This is a genomic window from Thalassotalea nanhaiensis (assembly GCF_031583575.1).
GTDB lineage: Bacteria > Pseudomonadota > Gammaproteobacteria > Enterobacterales > Alteromonadaceae > Thalassotalea_A > Thalassotalea_A nanhaiensis.
Window position 1 is genome coordinate 4,048,860 of sequence record NZ_CP134146.1, and the last position, 20,327, is coordinate 4,069,186.

General features: G+C 39.3%; 18 protein-coding genes. 17 read left to right on the forward strand and 1 reads right to left on the reverse strand.

Translation table 11 applies throughout. The features are described from left to right. The first annotated feature begins 172 nt into the window (after window positions 1-172). From RI845_RS17580 to ubiB, 12 genes are all read left to right on the forward strand, one after another. The gene (locus tag RI845_RS17580) at window positions 173-4,372 is read left to right on the forward strand and encodes an alpha-1,6-glucosidase domain-containing protein (protein ID WP_348387473.1); all 4,200 of its coding nucleotides are present in this window, start codon (window positions 173-175) and stop codon (window positions 4,370-4,372) included. 471 nt (window positions 4,373-4,843) lie between these two features. After that, complete coding sequence (locus tag RI845_RS17585) at window positions 4,844-5,767, forward strand: aminotransferase class IV (RefSeq protein WP_348387474.1); 924 nt, start codon at window positions 4,844-4,846, stop codon at window positions 5,765-5,767. Window positions 5,768-5,800: 33 nt separating this feature from the next. Then, entirely contained in the window at window positions 5,801-6,529 is a 729-nt protein-coding gene (locus RI845_RS17590; protein ID WP_348387475.1) for a sulfotransferase-like domain-containing protein, read from the forward strand. Between the two features lie 103 nt (window positions 6,530-6,632). Beyond that, window positions 6,633-7,262: a guanylate kinase gene (gene gmk, locus RI845_RS17595; protein ID WP_348387476.1), complete on the forward strand. Its 630-nt coding sequence runs from the start codon at window positions 6,633-6,635 to the stop codon at window positions 7,260-7,262. A gap of 108 nt (window positions 7,263-7,370) precedes the next feature. Next, entirely contained in the window at window positions 7,371-7,646 is a 276-nt protein-coding gene (gene rpoZ / locus RI845_RS17600; RefSeq protein ID WP_348387477.1) for a DNA-directed RNA polymerase subunit omega, read from the forward strand. A 157-nt stretch (window positions 7,647-7,803) separates the two neighbouring features. Next, complete coding sequence (gene spoT, locus RI845_RS17605) at window positions 7,804-9,921, forward strand: bifunctional GTP diphosphokinase/guanosine-3',5'-bis pyrophosphate 3'-pyrophosphohydrolase (RefSeq protein ID WP_348387478.1); 2,118 nt, start codon at window positions 7,804-7,806, stop codon at window positions 9,919-9,921. Between the two features lie 9 nt (window positions 9,922-9,930). Further along, window positions 9,931-10,323, forward strand: a complete 393-nt coding sequence (locus RI845_RS17610) for a RidA family protein (RefSeq protein WP_348389557.1) — start codon at window positions 9,931-9,933, stop codon at window positions 10,321-10,323. A gap of 14 nt (window positions 10,324-10,337) precedes the next feature. After that, a complete protein-coding gene (trmH, locus tag RI845_RS17615) occupies window positions 10,338-11,048 on the forward strand; it encodes a tRNA (guanosine(18)-2'-O)-methyltransferase TrmH (protein ID WP_348387479.1) in 711 nt (236 codons plus the stop codon). Continuing rightward, window positions 11,048-13,150: an ATP-dependent DNA helicase RecG gene (gene recG / locus RI845_RS17620; RefSeq protein ID WP_348387480.1), complete on the forward strand. Its 2,103-nt coding sequence runs from the start codon at window positions 11,048-11,050 to the stop codon at window positions 13,148-13,150. Before trmH ends, recG begins: the two co-directional genes overlap by 1 nt. Window positions 13,151-13,288: 138 nt before the next feature. Then, window positions 13,289-14,044, forward strand: a complete 756-nt coding sequence (ubiE, locus tag RI845_RS17625) for a bifunctional demethylmenaquinone methyltransferase/2-methoxy-6-polyprenyl-1,4-benzoquinol methylase UbiE (protein WP_348387481.1) — start codon at window positions 13,289-13,291, stop codon at window positions 14,042-14,044. A gap of 5 nt (window positions 14,045-14,049) precedes the next feature. Continuing rightward, entirely contained in the window at window positions 14,050-14,670 is a 621-nt protein-coding gene (locus RI845_RS17630; protein WP_348387482.1) for a ubiquinone biosynthesis accessory factor UbiJ, read from the forward strand. Window positions 14,671-14,696: 26 nt separating this feature from the next. Next, window positions 14,697-16,328, forward strand: a complete 1,632-nt coding sequence (gene ubiB / locus RI845_RS17635; RefSeq protein WP_348387483.1) for a ubiquinone biosynthesis regulatory protein kinase UbiB — start codon at window positions 14,697-14,699, stop codon at window positions 16,326-16,328. 29 nt (window positions 16,329-16,357) lie between these two features. Here the strand turns inward: ubiB and RI845_RS17640 are convergent, their stop codons facing one another. Then, window positions 16,358-17,236: a hypothetical protein gene (locus RI845_RS17640; protein WP_348387484.1), complete on the reverse strand. Its 879-nt coding sequence runs from the start codon at window positions 17,234-17,236 to the stop codon at window positions 16,358-16,360. Window positions 17,237-17,590: 354 nt separating this feature from the next. Between RI845_RS17640 and tatA the strand changes: the two genes are divergently transcribed. From tatA to RI845_RS17665, 5 genes are read left to right on the forward strand one after another with little or no spacing between them, the layout of a single operon-like run. Further along, window positions 17,591-17,830, forward strand: a complete 240-nt coding sequence (gene tatA / locus RI845_RS17645; protein WP_348387485.1) for a Sec-independent protein translocase subunit TatA — start codon at window positions 17,591-17,593, stop codon at window positions 17,828-17,830. Window positions 17,831-17,832: 2 nt separating this feature from the next. Then, on the forward strand, window positions 17,833-18,201 hold the full coding sequence (gene tatB, locus RI845_RS17650) for a Sec-independent protein translocase protein TatB (RefSeq protein WP_348387486.1): 369 nt from the start codon (window positions 17,833-17,835) through the stop codon (window positions 18,199-18,201). Then, a complete protein-coding gene (tatC, locus tag RI845_RS17655) occupies window positions 18,191-18,961 on the forward strand; it encodes a twin-arginine translocase subunit TatC (RefSeq protein ID WP_348387487.1) in 771 nt (256 codons plus the stop codon). Before tatB ends, tatC begins: the two co-directional genes overlap by 11 nt. Then, window positions 18,939-19,529: a hypothetical protein gene (locus RI845_RS17660; protein WP_348387488.1), complete on the forward strand. Its 591-nt coding sequence runs from the start codon at window positions 18,939-18,941 to the stop codon at window positions 19,527-19,529. The genes tatC and RI845_RS17660 overlap by 23 nt, the downstream gene beginning before the upstream one ends. Window positions 19,530-19,537: 8 nt before the next feature. Beyond that, on the forward strand, window positions 19,538-20,323 hold the full coding sequence (locus RI845_RS17665) for a TatD family hydrolase (protein ID WP_348387489.1): 786 nt from the start codon (window positions 19,538-19,540) through the stop codon (window positions 20,321-20,323). The last annotated feature ends 4 nt before the right edge of the window (window positions 20,324-20,327 follow it).

A 20,327-nucleotide genomic window follows, 5' to 3' on the forward strand; every position in this document is an offset into this window, starting at 1 on the left:
AAAACACCACTTCACAGCGCTTTAACCAGATAAAATCTTCGTCAATGAATACGTATGCAAATGTATCGAAATCAACTGCATCTGTTATGAATACGTATGTAAAAACCATTAATTCTCATAAAAATAGGCTAGGTTAGAAATGTTAATTAGATGATAATAAAAGGCTTAGAAAATGTTACCAACAATGAAAAAGCTACTGTTAGTAACCTCACTCTCTTGTGGTGTGGTTGCTTGTGGCGGCTCTGATTCAAGCAAAACTCCAAAAGCAACGTCTACCAACAACCAAGCGCCAACGATTGCCGAGTTTACCGCATCGGTCGATCCAGCAGCACCTTTGGTGTATACATACACTTGGTCTGTTGCCGATCCAGATGGCGATACGTTAACCTGTACTTTAAATCCAGGGGACGGCCAACAAACACCAATCATTAGTGATTGTGCTAACAATAATTCAATTGAAATTACCTATGAATCCGCAGGTGATTTCACTCCCAGCTTTCGTGCTAATGATAGTGAAAACGCTTATGCCACGGCAGATATCGATATAAGTGTGACTACCGGCATCGTTATGCCTGAGCCTGTGCTTGTTGCAAGTGCGAACCAATTAGTCGTTTTTTATAATCGCCCTGATAATCTTTACACTGATTGGGTTTTACATTTATGGAACAATAGCGATTGTGATGCGTACGCAGATTTTCCTGCAGACGGTGGTACCGACTGGAACACAGGGCAAACCCAAAGTGGTGTCGATGAAAATTATGGCGCCTACTGGGTACTTAATTTAAAAGATGGCTATGGTGAATGTGCTAATTTTATTGTGCACAAAGGCGATGAAAAAGATTTAGGTGGTGGTGATCTTCAAGCCGATCTAACCGGTGGTAGAACATTTTGGACCTTATCTGGAAAAAGTTTCTTATACAACCAACCTACTTTATTCCCTACAGGCGTACAAATTGAAGGTATTGCTGCTCATTGGGCTAACGCCAATACCATGTACTGGAACGTACCAGCAGCAGACGTAACCAAAGTAAGAATTTACAGTTCTGCGTCTGATGATATGGAATTTGACAGTGCCTCCGGTATTGAGGGTGATAATTACATCGAATATATGACTGATATGTCAGAGACTCATCCAGCTATCACCTTAGGCATGCCTAGATACCAAGGGCAGGCAGCATTTACCACCAGCAATGCCGATGAGACTAAAGTCAAACAAATGCTTACAGGGAAATTGTTGGCCATTGCTTATGACGATACCGATAAACCTATTGCCGCTACTCACGTACAAACCCCGCGTATTCTTGATGCACTTTATACTTCAGGTACGATGGATGCCGACGAAGCAGAATTAGGCTTGCTTTACGACGGCAATGACATTATTAGTAACTTATGGGCACCAACCGCTCAGAGCGTTAAATTAAACATTTTTGATGCTGACAAAGTGTTACTTACAAGCAACGAAATGAGCTTGGATGCTGATACGGGTATTTGGTCATTCTCTGCGCCAAATACAGTTGATCGTTCTTTCTATCGTTTCGAGCTAACGCTTTACCATCCTCAGAATCACCGCTTTGAAACCGTACATGTTACTGACCCATATTCGGTATCACTGTCAACGAATGGTATGTACTCTCAGTTTGTAAATTTAGCCGACAGCGATTTAATGCCAACCGGTTGGGAAGAACATATGATCCCTACCGTTGTTGATCCAGAAGATGCCGTAATTTACGAAGGCCATATTCGCGATTTTAGTGTTCGTGATGCCAGTACAACAGAATTAAACCGTGGTAAATATTTAGCATTTACCGAGGAAAGCTCTGTACCCGTTACGCATTTAAAGTCTATGGTAGCCGCTGGTTTAACGCATTTTCAAATGTTGCCTGCAAACGATATTGCCAGCATAAATGAAGACAGCTCAACTCGTGTAAACATTACCGATACCGTTGCGGATTTATGTGCACATAACAGCTCTGCACCTGTATGTGGTGTTGAAGATGATACAGCAACGTTATTATCCGTATTTGAAAATTTCGATGCGAGCAGTACAGATGCGCAAGCCTTATTGCAAGCAATGCGTGGCTTAGACAGCTTTAACTGGGGTTATGATCCAAAACATTACACCACACCAGAAGGCAGCTATGCCTCAAACCCAGATGGTGTAGCTCGAATTTTAGAAATGCGTAAAATGAACCAAGCTCTACATGAAATGGGCTTACGCGTTGTGTTGGATGTAGTCTATAACCATACAAATTCTTCGGGTTTATATGATGATTCTGTATTAGATAAAGTAGTACCGGGTTATTACCATCGTCGTGATTTAGTGACGGGAAATGTATTAACCGATACCTGCTGTCAAGATACTGCGCCAGAGCACAAAATGATGGACAAGTTAATGTCCGATTCATTGATGACTTGGACCCAAGCGTATAAGTTTGATGGTTTCCGATTTGATATTATGAGCAACAATTCAGTTGATTCTATTTTAAATGCTCGCACCAGAGTACAAGCTGTCGACACTGATAATTACTTTTACGGTGAAGGTTGGACTCGTGCAGATCAAGGTTATAACCAAGCTCAACAAAACAACATGGCAGGCACTGAAGTTGCAACTTTCAACGATCGTCCTCGTGACATTATTCGAGGTGGTGACTTATTTAACGGGTCAAGTAATTTAAATAACCTCGACATTATCCGTTTAGGTCTGGCAGGAACATTAGAAAACTACGAGCTGCAAGATAAGAATGGTATTAAAAAGTTAGGTAAAAACTTCTCACAATCTGCCTACGCGAAAGACCCAGCAGATGTTATTAACTACGTCTCAAAACACGATAACGAAACCTTATGGGATCAGTTACAGTATGGCTTAGCAAGCGACATGTCGGTTAGCGACAGAGTTCGTGCGCAAAATATCGCAGCTACGTTACCATTATTGAGTCAGGGGATTCCATTTTTCCAATTTGGTGGTGATTTTATTCGCTCCAAATCAATGGACCGTAATACTTACGATGGCGGTGACTGGTTTAACTATGTTGATTTCACCAAGTCTAGCAACAACTGGAATGTTGGCTTACCATTAGCCGAAGATAACGAGTCTAAATGGGAGACAATTTCAGGCATTATCAGCAACAGTGAAACAACTGTTCAAAGCAATGATATTGCCATGGCAAGTATGGTGTTTAATGAATTTTTAAGCATTAGAAATACCAGTAAGCTTTTTCGATTAACCAGCGAAACTGATGTTCTACAACGTGTAGGCTTTCACAATACCGGCCCAAGTCAAACTCCAGGCTTAATTGTGATGAGCATTGACGATGGCGTAGGTTTAACTGATTTAGACGCCAATAACGATGCCATAGTAGTTGTTATTAATGGTTCATCACAACAACAATCGCATTCTGTAGCGACTGCGGACGGTTTTGAATTACACACTGTTCAACAAAACTCAGATGACGGCACAGTACAAGCTGCAAGCTTTATCGCTGATATTGACTCAGGTACATTTACCGTGCCTGCATTAACAACTGCAGTGTTTGTTAAACCGCAAGGAGATACACAAGGTACAGGTTTAGCGGCTGATGCTACTTCAAATCAACCAGACGTTGCGCCATATGGTGATACAGTTGTATATCTTCGAGGCTCAATGAATAACTGGGGTAACGATGGTTTAACTGAGGCTGATAGTTTTGTGTATGAAGGTAATAACACGTATAGCATAGACGTTACGTTAACTGCTGGTCAGCAAATATTTAAAATTGCCTCAAGTGATTGGTCTGCGGTTAACTTAGGCTATTACGAAATGACCTATGCTGCAGACTCGGTTGCTGTGTCAGACGATGGCGGCAACCTTACTTTTAATGTTGCAGAAGACAGCCTATATACATTCACTTTAGATGCATCAACAACCACGCCAGTACTGAAAATTGTTGCTAAAAGTGAATCGGTTAATTGTTCTGCACTTGTTGACTCTGCCGATCCTGCACCATTTTCCATTACCGGTGGCGGACATTTATATGTTCGTGGTTCACATTCCGGCTGGAATGCAGAAGCAGATTATCAATTGCATTACAAAGGTGAAAATAAGTACCAGGCGGTTGCAAACTTTGATGGAGAATTCCAATTTAAACTTGCATCGGACGATGGCAGCTGGACTACACAACTGTGGGCACAAGCACCAGGTACTACCGATTTAAATGCTGAAAACCTAGAAGTTGGTATTAACTATGCTGTTGCTCTTGGCGATGGCGGTCTAGGTAATAATCAAACAAACTTGGACGCTGGACAATACAGCATTTTACTCACGTTAAATGAAGACAACCCAAGTGCTGGCTTTGATGTGGGCAATATGATAATTCAGAAGTGTTCAGTTGAGTAATTTATCCTAAAAACTTAGAACACTAACTATTTAAGGCCACTCAATGAGTGGCCTTTTTAATATAAACATTTGAAAAGAGCTCAAATTTCATTCACCTATTTTCAAGCACCTTCATTAACCATATGAAATTTAACGATTATAATATTAATCAATACATTTAAATAATTAATCAATTCAAATTAGAACATTATTCAATCAAACGAGGGTTGTTTACATCGCTCCGCTGGTTTAACTTTTCAATTGCAAGGTTTACTCCCATTACCTTTTTTAAAAGTAGTAACAACCAATTGCTAAACTTTTAAAAAACTGAAAATTAACCATAGAAGTAATTATCAGCAGCTCTGTCTTTGGCCACTCTTTGAGTGGCCATTTTTATTTCCGCAATTTTCCAACGAATACCAATAAGATTATTAGACTTAGGATTAATTTACCGATAAGTTAAATTATCTGTATTTTAAATTAGAGTAATTTATGGGAACTGGTAGCCACCATAGTAATGACGACCCGCGTAATGCTGATATACAAATAAACATTAATGGCGAATTATTCCATCGTGACCAAGCAAAAGTGTCGGTATTCGATTCCGGATTTATTCTTGGTGACGGCGTTTGGGAAGGTTTGAGGCTGCACCATGGAAAATTGCCATTTATAAACCAACATATGCAACGCCTTTATGAAGGCGCTAAAGCATTGGATATGGAAATTGGCATCAGTAAAGTCGAACTTATAAATCGTATATTTGATACCTGCCAAGCTAATGATATGCAAGATAACGTACATATTAGATTAATGGTAAGTCGTGGGGTTAAATCGACCCCTTATCAAGACCCACGAGTGACTATTACGCCTGCAACCATCGTTATTATTCCAGAATATAAAATGCCATCGGAAGACTCCTTAGATAAAGGCTTAAACCTGTATACCGTATACGTTCGACGTGGATATCCCGATGTTCAAGACCAAAAGTTAAACAGTCACTCTAAACTCAATTGTATCTTTGGCTGTATTCAAGCAACCAAGGCAGGAGCCGATGAAGCGTTGATGCTCGATCCTCATGGCTTTGTTTCTACCTGTAACTCCACTCACTTTTTCATCGTTCGTAACGGTGAGGTTTGGACTTCAACGGGTGATTATTGCCTTTCCGGGATAACTCGTTCGAATATCATCAAATTATGCGAAGAAAATAATATTAAAGTTTATCAAAAAAACTTTACGCTTTCTGAAGTGTACGGTGCTGAAGAAGCGTTTGTTACAGGAACATTTGCCGGAGTTACACCGGTTAAATCTGTAGATGGCAGAGACATAGGTGAATACCCTGAGCGACAAGGCAAAGGGGAAATGGTATCCCGTTTACAAGAGCTTTATAAAAACATGATCGCGACAGATTTCGGTTAAAGTAAATCCTCAATTATTAGCAAAGGAAGTAAAATGACGTTAAAAATTGCAATGTGGTCTGGTCCAAGAAATATCTCTACTGCAATGATGCGCTCATGGGAAAATCGTAAAGACACACAAGTTGTTGATGAACCATTTTATGCTTATTATTTGGCGCAAACTAACGCTGATCATCCAATGGCGAAAGAAGTATTGGCTAGTCAATCAACTGACTGGCAAGACGTTAGCGAGCAGTTGAGCAAAGTAAAATACCAACACAATATTTTTTATCAAAAGCATATGACTCATCACATGCTCGAAGATATCGATTTAACCTGGACCAAAAAATTAACTCATTGCTTTTTAATTCGTGACCCCTTGTGTGTGATCAATTCCTATGTAAAAAAAATGCCTTCGGTAAGTAACGATGACATTGGCATTAAACGCCAGCTCCAATTATATAAACAAATAACTGATATTACCGGACAAGATATACCCATTATCGATAGCAAAGATGTGCTGCTCAATCCTAGAGGCATTTTGAGTAAATTATGCGAAACATTAGGCATTGCTTTTGATGAAAACATGCTTAGCTGGCCAACAGGTTCACGCGCTTCTGATGGGGTTTGGGCAAAGCATTGGTATGAGAATGTCGAAGCATCAAATTCATTTGCTGCCTATCAAAAGCCATTGCTCAAACTTACCGAACAACAAAGGCTGTTAGCACAAGAAAATGATAACGATTATCAACAGTTATATCAAAAACGGTTATTAGCCGATTAAGGACACAGTTCTATAATAAAAGAATCATTTATAAAGTCGTATGTTTTCAGTTAGAATAGCTCGATTAAAACAATGAAAACTCATTAAATATTTGGAAACTGTTGTGGCTACTATCGGCAATTTATTTATTTTATCAGCACCAAGTGGCGCTGGAAAATCAAGCTTAATCAAAGAATTACTTGAGCAGAACAATCCTCGTCCACTGCAAGTTTCAGTGTCACATACAACTCGTGCACCGCGCCCAGGTGAAGTTGATGGTGTTCATTACCATTTTGTCAGTGTTGAGCAATTCAAAAAATTAATTGCTGAAGGCGCATTTTATGAGTGGGCAGAAGTATTTGGTAATTATTACGGTACATCTGAAACAGCTATTGATCATCAACTGCAACAAGGAATAGATGTATTTTTAGATATTGATTGGCAAGGTGCCCAGCAAGTACGTTTGAAAAAACCTCAAGTAACCACTATTTTTATTTGCCCACCAAGTAAAGAAGAATTACAACAAAGGTTACGTAATCGTGGACAAGACAGTGAAGAAACTATTGCCGAGCGAATGGCAAAAGCAGAATCTGAATGTTCTCATTATCAAGAGTTTGACTATATTGTAATTAATAATGATTTTGATATCGCGGTTACAGATTTAAATACCATTATTAACAATCAGCGTTTAAAACAATCCCAGCAAGCTGAAAAATATAACCAGTTATTAACAAAGCTTGCAGGTAAAGCATAAAGAAGGATCAAAACATTAGTTGTTTTGATCAAATTGCTAGCATAAAGTTTAAGCATTTAGTAAACTATGCGACTTATTCAAAAATTTTTTGTTCTCTGGAGTAGTTTAATGGCTCGCGTTACTGTTGAAGATGCAGTTGATAAAGTTGGAAATCGTTTCGATTTAGTATTAATAGCGTCACGTCGTGCACGTCAAATCGCCACTGGCGGTAAAGATGCATTAGTTGATATTGAAAATGATAAGCCTACCGTTCTAGCACTTCGTGAAATTGAACAAGACCTTATCAACGAAGAAATTATGGACAACGCTGATCGTCAAACACAGGTTCAACAAGAATCTGCTGAACTTGCCGCTGTTGCCGCAATTGTTGGTAGTCAAGTTTAAAACTAAAAGGTAAGCCTTACCAATTTAGTTAAAAATTAGATTTAAATAGGAAGCCAATGGTATTTGCCATTGGCTTTTCTTTTAATTTAACCATTAATACCATATTATTTAGTTAAACCAGATAAAATCACCCTTCATCGAGCATTTGGAGTAATAGGTGTACCTTTTTGAACCGCTGAAAAAACAAGCTGAAACCTATTTACCGGCAGAGCAAATTGAATTGCTGAAGCAGGCTTATGTCGTTGCCTTTGATGCCCACGATGGCCAAATGCGCTCAAGTGGCGATCCTTATATAACCCATCCAGTTGCTGTTGCCCGCAATCTTGCTGATATGCACCTTGACCATGAAACGTTAATGGCGGCTTTATTACATGATGTTATTGAGGATACCGAAGTAACCGGCGATGAATTGGCTGAATTATTTGGCAATACCGTTGCTGAATTAGTCGAAGGTGTGAGTAAGCTTGATAAAGTAAGCTTTAGTGACAAACAAGAAATGCAGGCGGAAAATTTCCGCAAAATGATCATGGCGATGGTGCAAGATATACGGGTCATATTGATCAAACTTGCTGACCGTACCCATAATATGCGTACTTTAGGTGCTTTACGTCCCGAAAAACGTCGCCGAATAGCCAAAGAAACACTCGAAATATATGCACCAATAGCCAACCGCTTAGGTATTCATGGCATTAAAAGCGAACTTGAAGTGCTCGGCTTCGAAGGTTTATATCCAATGCGTGCCCGTGCTTTAAAAGAAGCCGTAAATCAAGCTCGTGGTAACCGCAAAGAAATCATCGATAACATTCGTGAAGAAATTCAAACTCGCCTAGAAGAGTCTGGTATTCAGGCTGAAGTTATTGGTCGTCAAAAACACTTGTATTCCATTTACCGTAAAATGCTGAACAAAGAACTAATGTTCAATGAAGTAATGGACATTTATGCATTTAGAATTATTGTCGATAACGAATTTGATACCTGTTATCGCGCTTTAGGTGCCGTACATAACTTATTTAAACCTATTGAAACCCGCTTTAAAGATTACATTGCCATACCAAAAACCAATGGTTATCAATCGTTGCATACTTCATTAATTGGCCCACATGGTATTCCTGTAGAAATCCAGATAAGAACCTGGGAAATGGATCAAATGGCTGACAAAGGTGTCGCCGCGCATTGGGTTTATAAACAAAAAGGTGATGATGTTACAGGTACAGCAGCACAAGTACGTGCCCGAAAATGGATGCAGAGTTTAATGGAACTGCAACAAAGTGCGGGTAGTTCATTTGAATTTATTGAAAACGTTAAAACCGATCTTTTCCCTGAAGAGATTTATGTGTTTACTCCTGATGGTAAAATCATTGAATTGCCTATGGGCGCTACTGCTGTAGATTTCGCCTATGCCGTACATACTGACGTTGGTAATAGTTGTGTAGGTGCAAAAGTTGAGCGCAAACCTTATCCACTTAGAAAACCTTTATTGTCAGGTCAAACCATTGAAGTCATTACTTCAACCGGCGCTCGTCCAAATGCGACCTGGTTAAACTTTGTTGTAACGGCAAAAGCTAGATTACAAATACGTAATTATCTACGCTCAATGGAACAAAACGAATCGCTCAATTTAGGTAATCGCTTATTGAACCATGCCTTAGGCCAAACTAAACTGGAAGACATCGATTCAGATCGAATTCAGCAGGTCGTTGTTGAAGCTGGCTATGAAACCTTAGATGAGTTAATGGTTAATATTGGTTTAGGTAATGCCCTGAGTATTGGTATTGCGCGTCGTTTAACAGGCGAATTTACCAGTGATAGCGAAGAACCAAATTACGGCAAGGCAAAAATGCCAATTAAAGGCTCTGAAGGCATGTTGGTTACTTATGGTAAGTGCTGTCATCCGATTCCAGGTGACGATATTGTCGCTTACATCAGTTCCGGCAAAGGCCTAATGGTGCACCAACACGGTTGTCGTAACATTAGTGGTCGAGAAAAAGAATTAGGTAAATTCTTCCCGGTGAAATGGGATAAAGACATCGATAAAGAATTTATCGCGGCGTTAAGAGTTGAAATAATTAACCATCAAGGTGCATTATCTAAATTAACCTCAGTGATCACTAAAAATGAATCAAATATTAGAACCTTATCGACTGAAGAGAAAGATTCAAATTTATACCTAATAAGTTTAGAAGTTACCTGTCGAGATCGTATACATATTGCCAATATTATCCGTCAAATAAAAATTATGCCTGATGTGCAACGTGTGATCAGACCAAGAAAATAAAAAGAGACAATTATGAAAACAATTATTTCTACAGAAGATGCGCCAAGCGCAATCGGTACATACAGCCAAGCAGTAAAAGTTGGCAATACAGTATATTTATCAGGTCAAATACCATTAGACCCTAAAACTATGGAAGTTGTTAGCCAAGATTTTGCCGAGCAAGCAGATCAGGTATTCAAGAATTTATCTGCCGTTTGTGAAGCCTCTGGTGGCGATATCAATAATATGGTGAAAGTAAATATTTTCATGACTGATCTTTCTAACTTTGCCACCGTCAATGAAATCATGAGCAAATATTTCTCACAACCTTATCCTGCTCGAGCAGCAATTGGTGTTAGCCAGTTACCTAAAGGCGTTGATATTGAAATTGATGGCATAGTTGAACTTCCAAATACAAATTAATCTATAGGACAATTATGACTCCTGAAAGACACCAACGCATTCTTGAAATGTTAAATAAACGCCAAGTAGACTTAACAGTATGCATGGAAGGTGTACATAAACCGCATAACCTAGCCGCCGTAGTTAGAACTTGTGACGCCATTGGTGTGAATGATGTACACGCCATATGGAAAAATGAAGTAATGCGTGTTGGTGGCGGCACTTCTGTTGGTTCACAAAACTGGGTGAATGTTCACAGTCATGAATCAACAAAAGAAGCAATAACCCGCTTAAAAGAACAAGGCATGCAAGTACTGGTAACCAACTTATCAGATACTGCAGTAGATTTTAGAGAAATTGATTACACCAAACCAACGGCTATTATTCTTGGCCAAGAAAAATTTGGCGCATCTGATGAAGCACTGGCTTTAGCCGATCAAGATATTGTTATTCCTATGGTTGGTATGGTGCAATCGTTGAATGTATCGGTTGCTTGTGCCGTAACTCTGTACGAAGCACAACGTCAACGTCAAGCCGCTGGTATGTACGACTCGCCTTCAGACTTAACTCAAGAGCAACGTAATAGAGTTCTGTTTGAAGGTGGTCACCCTATTTTTGCCGAAGCTTGTAAACGCAAGGGCTTACCTTATCCTGAGATTGACGATGATGGCCAAATTGTTGCTGCTGATGATTGGTGGGTTAAAATGCAAATGACCAAAGATGCCTGGCAGGATCTCGATCAGTAATGAGCACGGCGTTACGCGAAGGACTGCATAACCTAGCAAGCACTCCGGTAACTGTACTAAAAGGTGTAGGTCCGAGTATTGCCACCAAACTAGAAAAGCTTGGTCTGTATACCCTACAAGATGTGCTTTTTCACTTACCACTTAGATATGAAGACAGGACCCGGGTTTATCGTATTCGCGATTTGATGCCCGGCTTGCACACCAGTGTAATTGGCGAAGTAGTAGACAGTCAGGTGTCTATGGGCCGCAGACGAATGTTATTGGTTAAGATCAATGATGGCAGCGGCGAACTCACCTTACGTTTTTTTCATTTCTCGGCCGCACAAAAAAACAACCTCAGCAAAGGTACGCAAGTTCGCTGTTTTGGTGAAATTCAACGTGGTGGTCGCGGTTTTGAAATCATTCACCCTGAATATAAACCCGTCGATAGTACCGCTAACATTGTGCAAGTGGAAGAAACATTAACCCCGGTATATCCAACCACTGATGGCTTAAGGCAAATTAGCTTACGTAATATATGCGACCAGGCATTATTGCGCCTACAGCGGGGAAATATTGAAGAGTTGTTACCAGATAACTTTTTTGCAGAGCCTATCAGCCTGAGTCAAGCGATCAAACTTATTCACCGTCCACCGCCTGATGTTTCTATTACTTTGATTGAAGAAGGCAGACATCCGGCACAATTGCGACTGATTAAAGAAGAGCTGTTAGCACATAATTTAAGTATGCTAAAGCTGCGTCAATCCAGTGATAAACACCCGTCTATTCCACTTACTATAGATAAAGAGTTGGAGCAAAAGTTTCTGCAAAGCTTGCCATTTTCACCAACGAATGCACAGCAGCGAGTAGTGAAAGAATTAAGGGAAGATCTTGCTAAAGAACTGCCCATGATGCGTCTGGTACAAGGCGATGTTGGCTCAGGTAAAACCCTAGTTGCAGGCTTGGCAGCACTAACCGCAATTGGCCAAGGCTATCAAGTAGCCTTAATGGCGCCTACGGAAATTTTAGCCGAACAACACGCCATTAATTTTGCCAATTGGTTTTCTCCACTAGGTATTCAAGTGGGTTGGCTGGCAAGTAAAAGCAAGGCGAAAATAAAACAACATGCCCTTGCAGCAATTAGCGACGGCAGCATGCAAATGGTTATAGGGACGCATGCACTTTTTCAAGAGCAGGTAGTATTCAACAATATGACTTTGTTGATCATTGATGAACAGCATAAATTTGGCGTACATCAACGCTTATCATTGCGTGAAAAAGGCAAAATTGGTGATTGTTACCCACACCAACTAATTATGACTGCAACCCCGATCCCAAGAACACTGGCAATGACTGCCTATGCCGATTTAGACACCTCTGTAATTGATGAGCTACCTCCGGGCAGAACTCCAATTAAAACCGTTGCAGTTGCCGACATTCGCCGTGACGATGTTATAGAGAGAGTAAAACATAATTGTTTAAATGAGCAACGCCAAGCGTATTGGGTATGTACCCTAATTGAAGAGTCAGAAGTGCTCGAATGCCAAGCAGCAGAAGACACCGCAGCATATTTGCAGCAACAATTAGGTGAACTGAAAGTAGGCCTGGTTCATGGCAGAATGAAAGCCGATGAAAAGCAAGCAGTGATGGACGAGTTCAAAGCCGGCAATATTGATCTGTTGGTTGCAACAACCGTAATTGAAGTTGGCGTCGACGTTCCTAATGCCAGTTTGATGATAATAGAGAATCCTGAGCGCTTAGGCCTGGCGCAATTACACCAGTTACGCGGCCGGGTTGGTCGTGGCTCAGTAGCTTCACATTGCGTGTTAATGTATAAAAGTCCGTTATCTAAAACAGCAACCAAACGGCTTGGCGTGTTACGAGAGTCTAATGATGGCTTTTTAATTGCCGAACGTGATCTTGAAATACGAGGGCCAGGAGAATTGCTCGGCACTAAGCAAACTGGCTTAGCTGATTTAAAAATTGCCGACTTGGTTCGAGATGGTGAACTTATCCCTGAAGTTCAACAACAAGCTTATTTGCTCTGGCGCCAATTTCCTGAAAAAGCGGAAGCTCTGATAAAGCGCTGGCTAGCCAATAAAGAAAAGTATTCAAACGCCTAATATAATTAGATCAGAATCAAGTTTATTTATTAAACTTTACTCTCCCCCCAGATTTTGCATATTTAATTTAGACCTGACCCTAATTATTCAGTAAACTAAGGCTATTAATTGTGATTCACTTCCAACGAGCAAAAATCAATGAGCACTGAAGAAAAAGATACTACTCACTTTGGTTATAAAACCGTAAAAACTGATGATAAAGAAACTATGGTTGCCAGTGTTTTTCACTCAGTTGCTAAGCAATACGATGTTATGAATGATCTTATGTCATTTGGCGTACATCGTTTATGGAAAAGATTTACCATTGATGCAAGCGGGGTTCGTCCTGGCAATAGCATTTTAGATTTAGCCGGTGGTACAGGTGACTTAACCGCTAAATTTTCAAAACTTACTGGCCCGCAAGGCAAAGTAATTTTAGCCGATATTAACTCTTCAATGCTGAATGTTGGTCGTGATAAATTGCGCGATTTGGGCATAGTGGGCAATGTTGATTACGTACAAGCCAATGCTGAAGCGCTACCTTTTGACGATAACAGTTTTGATATTGTCACTATTGCTTTTGGTCTTCGTAATGTAACCGATAAAGATAAAGCGCTTCGTTCAATTTATCGTGTGTTAAAACCGGGTGGTCGCTTACTGGTGTTAGAATTCTCTAAACCTGAACATGATTTACTCAATAAAGCCTACGACTTTTATTCATTTAACATTCTACCTAAAATGGGTGAGTTAGTTGCAAAAGATGGTGAGAGCTACCAATACTTAGCCGAATCAATTCGTATGCATCCTGATCAAGAAACATTAAAGTCGATGATGGAAGAAGCCGGGTTTGAACAAACAACGTACCACAATTTAACCGGTGGTATTGTCGCCTTACATAAAGGTTATAAGTTTTAGTCACAATGGATATTGAGCAATTGCTACCCAAGCAACTATTTACCGCTTTGTTAGAGATGATCATTAACAAAGCGCTTAGCTTAGATCCAAAGATTAATAACGCCTTAGCCAAGGTGAATAATAAAAGCCTAACCTTATTATTGTCTGAACTTGGCTTTCCAATAACCATTCAAGTTCATCAGCATGAAGTAACCGTTTTAGCCAGTAAGCTATCAACAGACTGTGTCATTCAAACCAGCATTAAAGCGTTACCCAAATTAGCTCAACCAGAACTGTTAACATCACTGATTAAAACCGGTGAACTAGACATTATTGGCGATCCTAAGCTGGCACAACAGTTTGCCAGCATTGGTGAACAATTGGATATTGACTGGGAACAGCAAATTGCCAGCAGAGTTGGCGATGTGCCAGCATTTAAATTAGGCCAACTAAATAAAACAGTATTGGATAAGTTACACTTCGCTAATCAACAAATTGGCCAAGATGCCAGTGAATACTTATTACACGAACAACGAATATTGGTTTCTGAAACTGAACTTAAGCAGTTTAACCAACAAGTTGACGATGTAACGCAAGCCGTTGATAACTTAGTAGATAGATTGACAACATTGACTAATACTTTATAACAGATTCATCATTTTAGGGAATTCGAGTGCGCAGTAAACGCCTTTATCAAATAGTAAAAACATTTCTAAATTACGGTTTAGATGAATTGTTGCCTGCACATAAAAAACCGTTTATCGCTAAAGTAGCTCGGCATAGTTTATTTTGGTTACGTAATAAGCATAAAAATGAACCCATTGAGCGACGTTTTCGCTTAGCGATTGAAACTCTCGGGCCAGTATTTATCAAATTTGGACAAATGCTTTCTACCCGACGCGACTTGCTATCAATTGAATTAGCCAACGAATTGGCTTTATTACAAGACAAAGTTAATGCCTTTGACGGTGAGCAAGCGAAAGCAATTATAATTGACGCTATCGGTGAACAAGCTTTCCAAGAGCATTTTAGTGATTTCGACACCACGCCATTAGCTTCCGCCTCAATCGCGCAAGTTCATACTGCTACTTTTACTGACACACAGTCACAAGAGCAACAAAACGTAGTCATCAAAGTTTTACGTCCTGGTATTGAAAAAATCATTCATGCCGATCTAAAGGTAATGCAAACGTTCGCACGTTTAGTCACCCGTTTTTATAGTGAAGGTAAGCGACTTCGTCCTGTAGAAGTTGTCAATGAATATAAAAAAACCATTCTTGATGAGCTGGATTTATTACGCGAAACAGCGAATGCGATTCAACTTAAACGCAACTTTGTTAACGACAAAGTATTGTATGTTCCAGAAGTACACAGCGAATATTGTTTTAAAAACGTTATGGTTATGGAGCGTATTTATGGCATTGGCGTTGGTGAAATTGAACAGTTAAAAGCAAATAATGTTAATTTGCAGCTGCTCGCCGAGCGTGGCGTTGAAGTGTTTTTTACGCAAGTATTTCGTGATAGTTTTTTCCATGCAGATATGCATCCTGGCAATGTATTTGTGAACGCAACCAACCCAGATGACCCTACTTGGATAGCGATTGATTGCGGAATAGTCGGAACGCTAAACAAAGAAGATAAACGATATTTAGCAGAAAATTTTGTCGCCTTTTTTAACCGTGATTACCGTAAAGTTGCACAATTACACGTTGATTCGGGTTGGGTTCCTGTTAATACCAGTGTTGACGAATTTGAATTTGCCATACGTACCGTTTGTGAGCCTATTTTTGAAAAGCCTTTATCTGAAATTTCTTTTGGCCAAGTATTGGTTAACTTATTTAATACTGCTCGTCGCTTTAATATGGAAGTACAACCACAGTTGGTATTATTACAAAAAACGTTACTTTATATAGAGGGCTTAGGCCGACAACTATACCCACAGTTAGACTTATGGAAAACGGCAAAACCATTTCTAGAAGACTGGGTTAAAGAGCAAATGGCACCAAAAACACTGTTTAATTCAGTGAAAAGCAGCTTTCCATTTTGGGCTGAAAAAATGCCTGAATTACCCAACTTAGTCTATGACTATTTAAAAGCCGGTAAAGAAAGCGCTATCGCTCAACAAACCTTGTTGGAAGAATTAAAACTGCAACAGCAAAGGCAACATAAACGCCTGCGTTCGGCAATATTGGCAAGCACTTTACTGCTTGTTGCTACAGTGCTTTTTATTGATCAACAACATCAATTTGCAGCACTGGTATTAGCCCCTAGCGCTATTTTTGCATTGCTAGCTTTTAAGAAATAGCTAATCACTATCTCGACAATTGCTAATAGCTAGTCTGCTTGAAAATAACCTTCGACACGTAACGCTATACCAGGTGTTGTTTTGTAACTTTCGTCTTCTGGCCATTCAATAAAAGGCTCTACTTCAAAATAAAGCCAACGCCGATAAGCGTTAACTCGATAACGCCAACTCAATGTATAGTTATCAACAACAAAGCCCCTACCTGCATTGTTTTCACCGTTAATGGACACACCTAAAGCCGAGGCGCGAAAACGATCAAGTTGGTGAAGATAATAATAACCATTTCTCCAACGTGTGCCTTTAAAAGCTTCTGAAGTTTTAACACTGTAATTAGCGCGAAATTGTTTTCTATCAGCAAAGTTAAAATCATATTCAAAAAATAATCTACTGCCAAAACCGTCATCCAAATAATAAAAAATTGATGGCTGAAATTTAAACAAATGCCTCTCAGAATACTCTGCTTTTATTTTTGCTCGAACTTTTGCAAAAATATCTCCTCCTGATATACCGACTCTTGAATCGACAAAATCATCAATTGTGTCGAGGTTAATGAGGCGGATAGCAGCAGTAAAGGAGTCGTTATTATGGTCGCCAGTTAACGCTCTGCCAGAATTATTTTGGTCATCCGTATTATCATCATCTTCTTCATCTGAAAGTATTATATCGACTTTATTTTCAAGATTAGGTAATTGCAGGCGTAGACGAAATTTTTGCGTAAACACCTGAAGGTCTCTGGCCCTGGGTTCGAAACCAAGGCGGATACGAGCTAAAGTTTTAGGTGAGGTTTCTTCCTCCTCGTCAATGGCAAAAAAGCTATCAAACCACTTTGCTGAGCCAAAAACTGAATCACTAATACTATTATGAAAACCAAATAACCAATCATCCTCAGGGTCGGGATGAATGATCATTTTTTCATCTATTGGTGGTAGAGGTTGCTCGTCTTCACTGGCTAAGCAATCTACACATATCAATAAACTCAATAGCAACACATATTTTAGCAATTAATTTTCCTTAACTAAGCTCTTATGTTGATTAATATCAATACCCATACTTGTAAAATATAAGTAAATAACCCCATACCGATTCATCAACATGGTATAAGTATAACAATCACAATAAATAATATGAAAATCAATAACAATTGTATAATTTATAGTGAAAATAATTACTGAAAACAAGCATCAATCATAGTATCTTGCTATGATGTGAAGAATACCAATATTATTGGTAATATATATTTTTAAGCATTTAAGGAATACATCATGGGCGGCATTAGCATTTGGCAATTATTGATCATTTTTGCAATTATCATTTTATTATTTGGTACTAAAAAATTACGAAATATTGGTGGTGATCTAGGCTCTGCAGTTAAAGGTTTTAAAAAAGCGGTCAGCGATGAAAAAGAAGAAGCTAAAGAACCTGAAAAGTTAAGCGAAACATCACAAAAAAGTGAAGAAGCTCCTGTTACAAAAGCAGAAACTAAAGAAAAAGATCAGGCGTAAATATGTTTGATATTGGTTTTTGGGAACTAACAGTAATTGCCGTTATGGGCTTAATTGTACTTGGGCCTGAACGTTTACCAACAGCAATACGCAGTATTAGAGGCTGGATTAAAAACATAAAACAGTTTAGCAGCAGTGTTCAAACTGAGCTCAAAGAAGAACTGCGTATTCACGAGTTACATGAAAATTTAAAAAAAGCAGAACAGCAAGGCTTAAAAGATTTAGCGCCTGAACTGCAAGAATCTGTAGATAGCTTAAAAGCAGCGGCACAAGAAGCTACAAGACCTTATGCTAAAGATTCAGACGATACAAAATTAAATGATCGTGCAACCACCCACAAACCAGAAAGTGATGTAAACAATGACAAATGATGCCAATACTGGCGCGTCCTCTTTATTTGAACATTTATTAGAGCTACGTAGTCGTTTACTCGCGATAGTACTTAGTATTTTATTGATATTCATTTCTCTGGCTTATTTTGCTCAAGATATTTATCAATACTTGGCACTACCATTGTTGGAGGTAATGCCCGACGGTAGCAATATGATTGCAACAGATGTTGCCTCGCCATTTTTTGCCCCATTCAAACTAACATTAGTAGTCTCTATTTTTGCCGCAATGCCTTACATTTTGTATCAAGTTTGGAGCTTTATTGCTCCAGGGTTATATCAAAATGAAAAACGTTTGGTAGCACCATTATTGTTTGGCTCCAGTTTACTGTTTTATGGTGGTATTGCCTTTGCTTACTTTATTGTATTTCCGCTGGCATTTGCTTTTTTTAGCAGCGTAGCTCCTGAAGGGGTAACAATAGCAACGGATATATCAAGCTACCTGGATTTTGTGTTAAAGTTATTTTTTGCATTTGGTGCCGCTTTTGAAATTCCAATAGCCATTATTTTGATGTGTTGGACCGGTTTCACCACCCCAGCAAAATTAAGAGAAAAACGTCCCTACGTTATTGTCGGAGTATTTGTTGTCGGCATGTTATTAACTCCTCCAGATATTATTTCTCAAACGTTATTAGCAATTCCGATGTGGCTATTATTTGAACTAGGCGTGATTTTCGCTTCTTTTTATACAAATAACAGCGATGAAGATGAACAACAGAATGAGCAAGCAAACGATGTTTAACAAGATACCTTCAGTCCTACTATTAACCTTATTTAGCACAACGTGTTTTGCCGATATTCCAAAAGAATTAGTCGCTTGTGCTGATATTGATAATAAAGAAACGCGCCTTCAATGTTATGACAATTATATGTTAAAACAAAGCCGTACTGAGAGCGAAGGAACAGCAGTAGCTGTAGAAACACCGCAACCATTGGTTTTATCTTCAGAGCCAGAAAGTGAAACATTGATCAGTACCCCTGTGCCACCGCAAGTAAGCAGTAAGAAAGAACAAGGATCAGTGCAGAAAGAAGAGCAAGCAATTAAGAAAAATTTTGGCTTGGAACATAAAAAAACGTCGGTAGAAGAAGCTACAGATTCACTTATTTTCACCATTGCAACAGCCAAGAAATCAGTTCATGGCAAGTGGACTTTGACCTTTACTAACGAGCAAAAATGGGTGACCATTTCCTCTGAAAGAATGAAGTTTAAAGCAGAACAAGAAGTTATTATCAGCCGCGGCATGTTCAATTCATTTATGTTAAAAGTTATGAACTCTAATCGTTCAGTTAAAGTTAAAAGAATTAAATAGGTCACCTTTTGTTGATTGATATTGGTGTTAACCTTACCAACTCTCGCTTTGATAAAGACAGAGATGATGTCATATTGCAGGCGCAATTAGCGGGGGTAGAAAATCTACTGATTACTGGCACCAATGTGTTGGAAAGCCAACAAGCATTAGATATTTGTCAGCAACACAGCCACCTATATTGCACTGCAGGCGTTCATCCGCATGATGCAGATAATGTTAGCGAAAATTATTTAGATGAGTTAACTGCTCTAGCCCATCATGAGCAGGTTAAAGCGATTGGTGAATGTGGCTTAGATTTTAATCGCAACTTTTCAACACCTGACAATCAGCAGCGCGTATTTAGAGAGCAGTTAGCGCTTGCTAAAAAATTATCAATGCCAGTGTTTTTGCATCAACGCGATGCCTTCAATACTTGGCAAGCTATTTTAAACGAAGAGTTAAATCATATTCCCGGCGGTGTAAGCCACTGCTTTACCGGCAATCTAACCGAATTAAAGGCGTGTTTAGACATGGGGCTCTATATTGGTATCACCGGATGGATTTGTGATGAGCGTCGCGGACAAGAGCTATTTGATATCGCTAAATACATTCCTTTAGACCGAATTATGGTTGAAACAGATGCTCCTTATTTAACCCCGAGAAATTTACGACCAAAGCCGAAAAGTAGCCGTAACGAACCAAAATATTTACCTTATGTTGTTCGCACATTAGCGAGTGCTATGAAGGTAGATGAAGATGAATTAATAAATTGTTCCAGCACAAATGCAAAGCAACTATTTAAGCTTGCTGGATAGGAGA

Excerpts from the sequence above, each read along its gene's own strand:
- recG (WP_348387480.1), top strand. The coding sequence starts at position 11,048 with ATGAGCACGGCGTTACGCGAAGGACTGCATAACCTAGCAAGCACTCCG.
- RI845_RS17580 (WP_348387473.1), top strand. The coding sequence starts at position 173 with ATGTTACCAACAATGAAAAAGCTACTGTTAGTAACCTCACTCTCTTGT.
- RI845_RS17590 (WP_348387475.1), top strand. The coding sequence starts at position 5,801 with ATGACGTTAAAAATTGCAATGTGGTCTGGTCCAAGAAATATCTCTACT.
- tatA (WP_348387485.1), top strand. The coding sequence starts at position 17,591 with ATGGGCGGCATTAGCATTTGGCAATTATTGATCATTTTTGCAATTATC.
- tatB (WP_348387486.1), top strand. The coding sequence starts at position 17,833 with ATGTTTGATATTGGTTTTTGGGAACTAACAGTAATTGCCGTTATGGGC.
- RI845_RS17640 (WP_348387484.1), bottom strand. The coding sequence starts at position 17,236 with ATGATCATTCATCCCGACCCTGAGGATGATTGGTTATTTGGTTTTCAT.
- rpoZ (WP_348387477.1), top strand. The coding sequence starts at position 7,371 with ATGGCTCGCGTTACTGTTGAAGATGCAGTTGATAAAGTTGGAAATCGT.
- RI845_RS17660 (WP_348387488.1), top strand. The coding sequence starts at position 18,939 with ATGAGCAAGCAAACGATGTTTAACAAGATACCTTCAGTCCTACTATTA.
- trmH (WP_348387479.1), top strand. The coding sequence starts at position 10,338 with ATGACTCCTGAAAGACACCAACGCATTCTTGAAATGTTAAATAAACGC.
- RI845_RS17585 (WP_348387474.1), top strand. The coding sequence starts at position 4,844 with ATGGGAACTGGTAGCCACCATAGTAATGACGACCCGCGTAATGCTGAT.
- tatC (WP_348387487.1), top strand. The coding sequence starts at position 18,191 with ATGACAAATGATGCCAATACTGGCGCGTCCTCTTTATTTGAACATTTA.
- RI845_RS17630 (WP_348387482.1), top strand. The coding sequence starts at position 14,050 with ATGGATATTGAGCAATTGCTACCCAAGCAACTATTTACCGCTTTGTTA.
- ubiE (WP_348387481.1), top strand. The coding sequence starts at position 13,289 with ATGAGCACTGAAGAAAAAGATACTACTCACTTTGGTTATAAAACCGTA.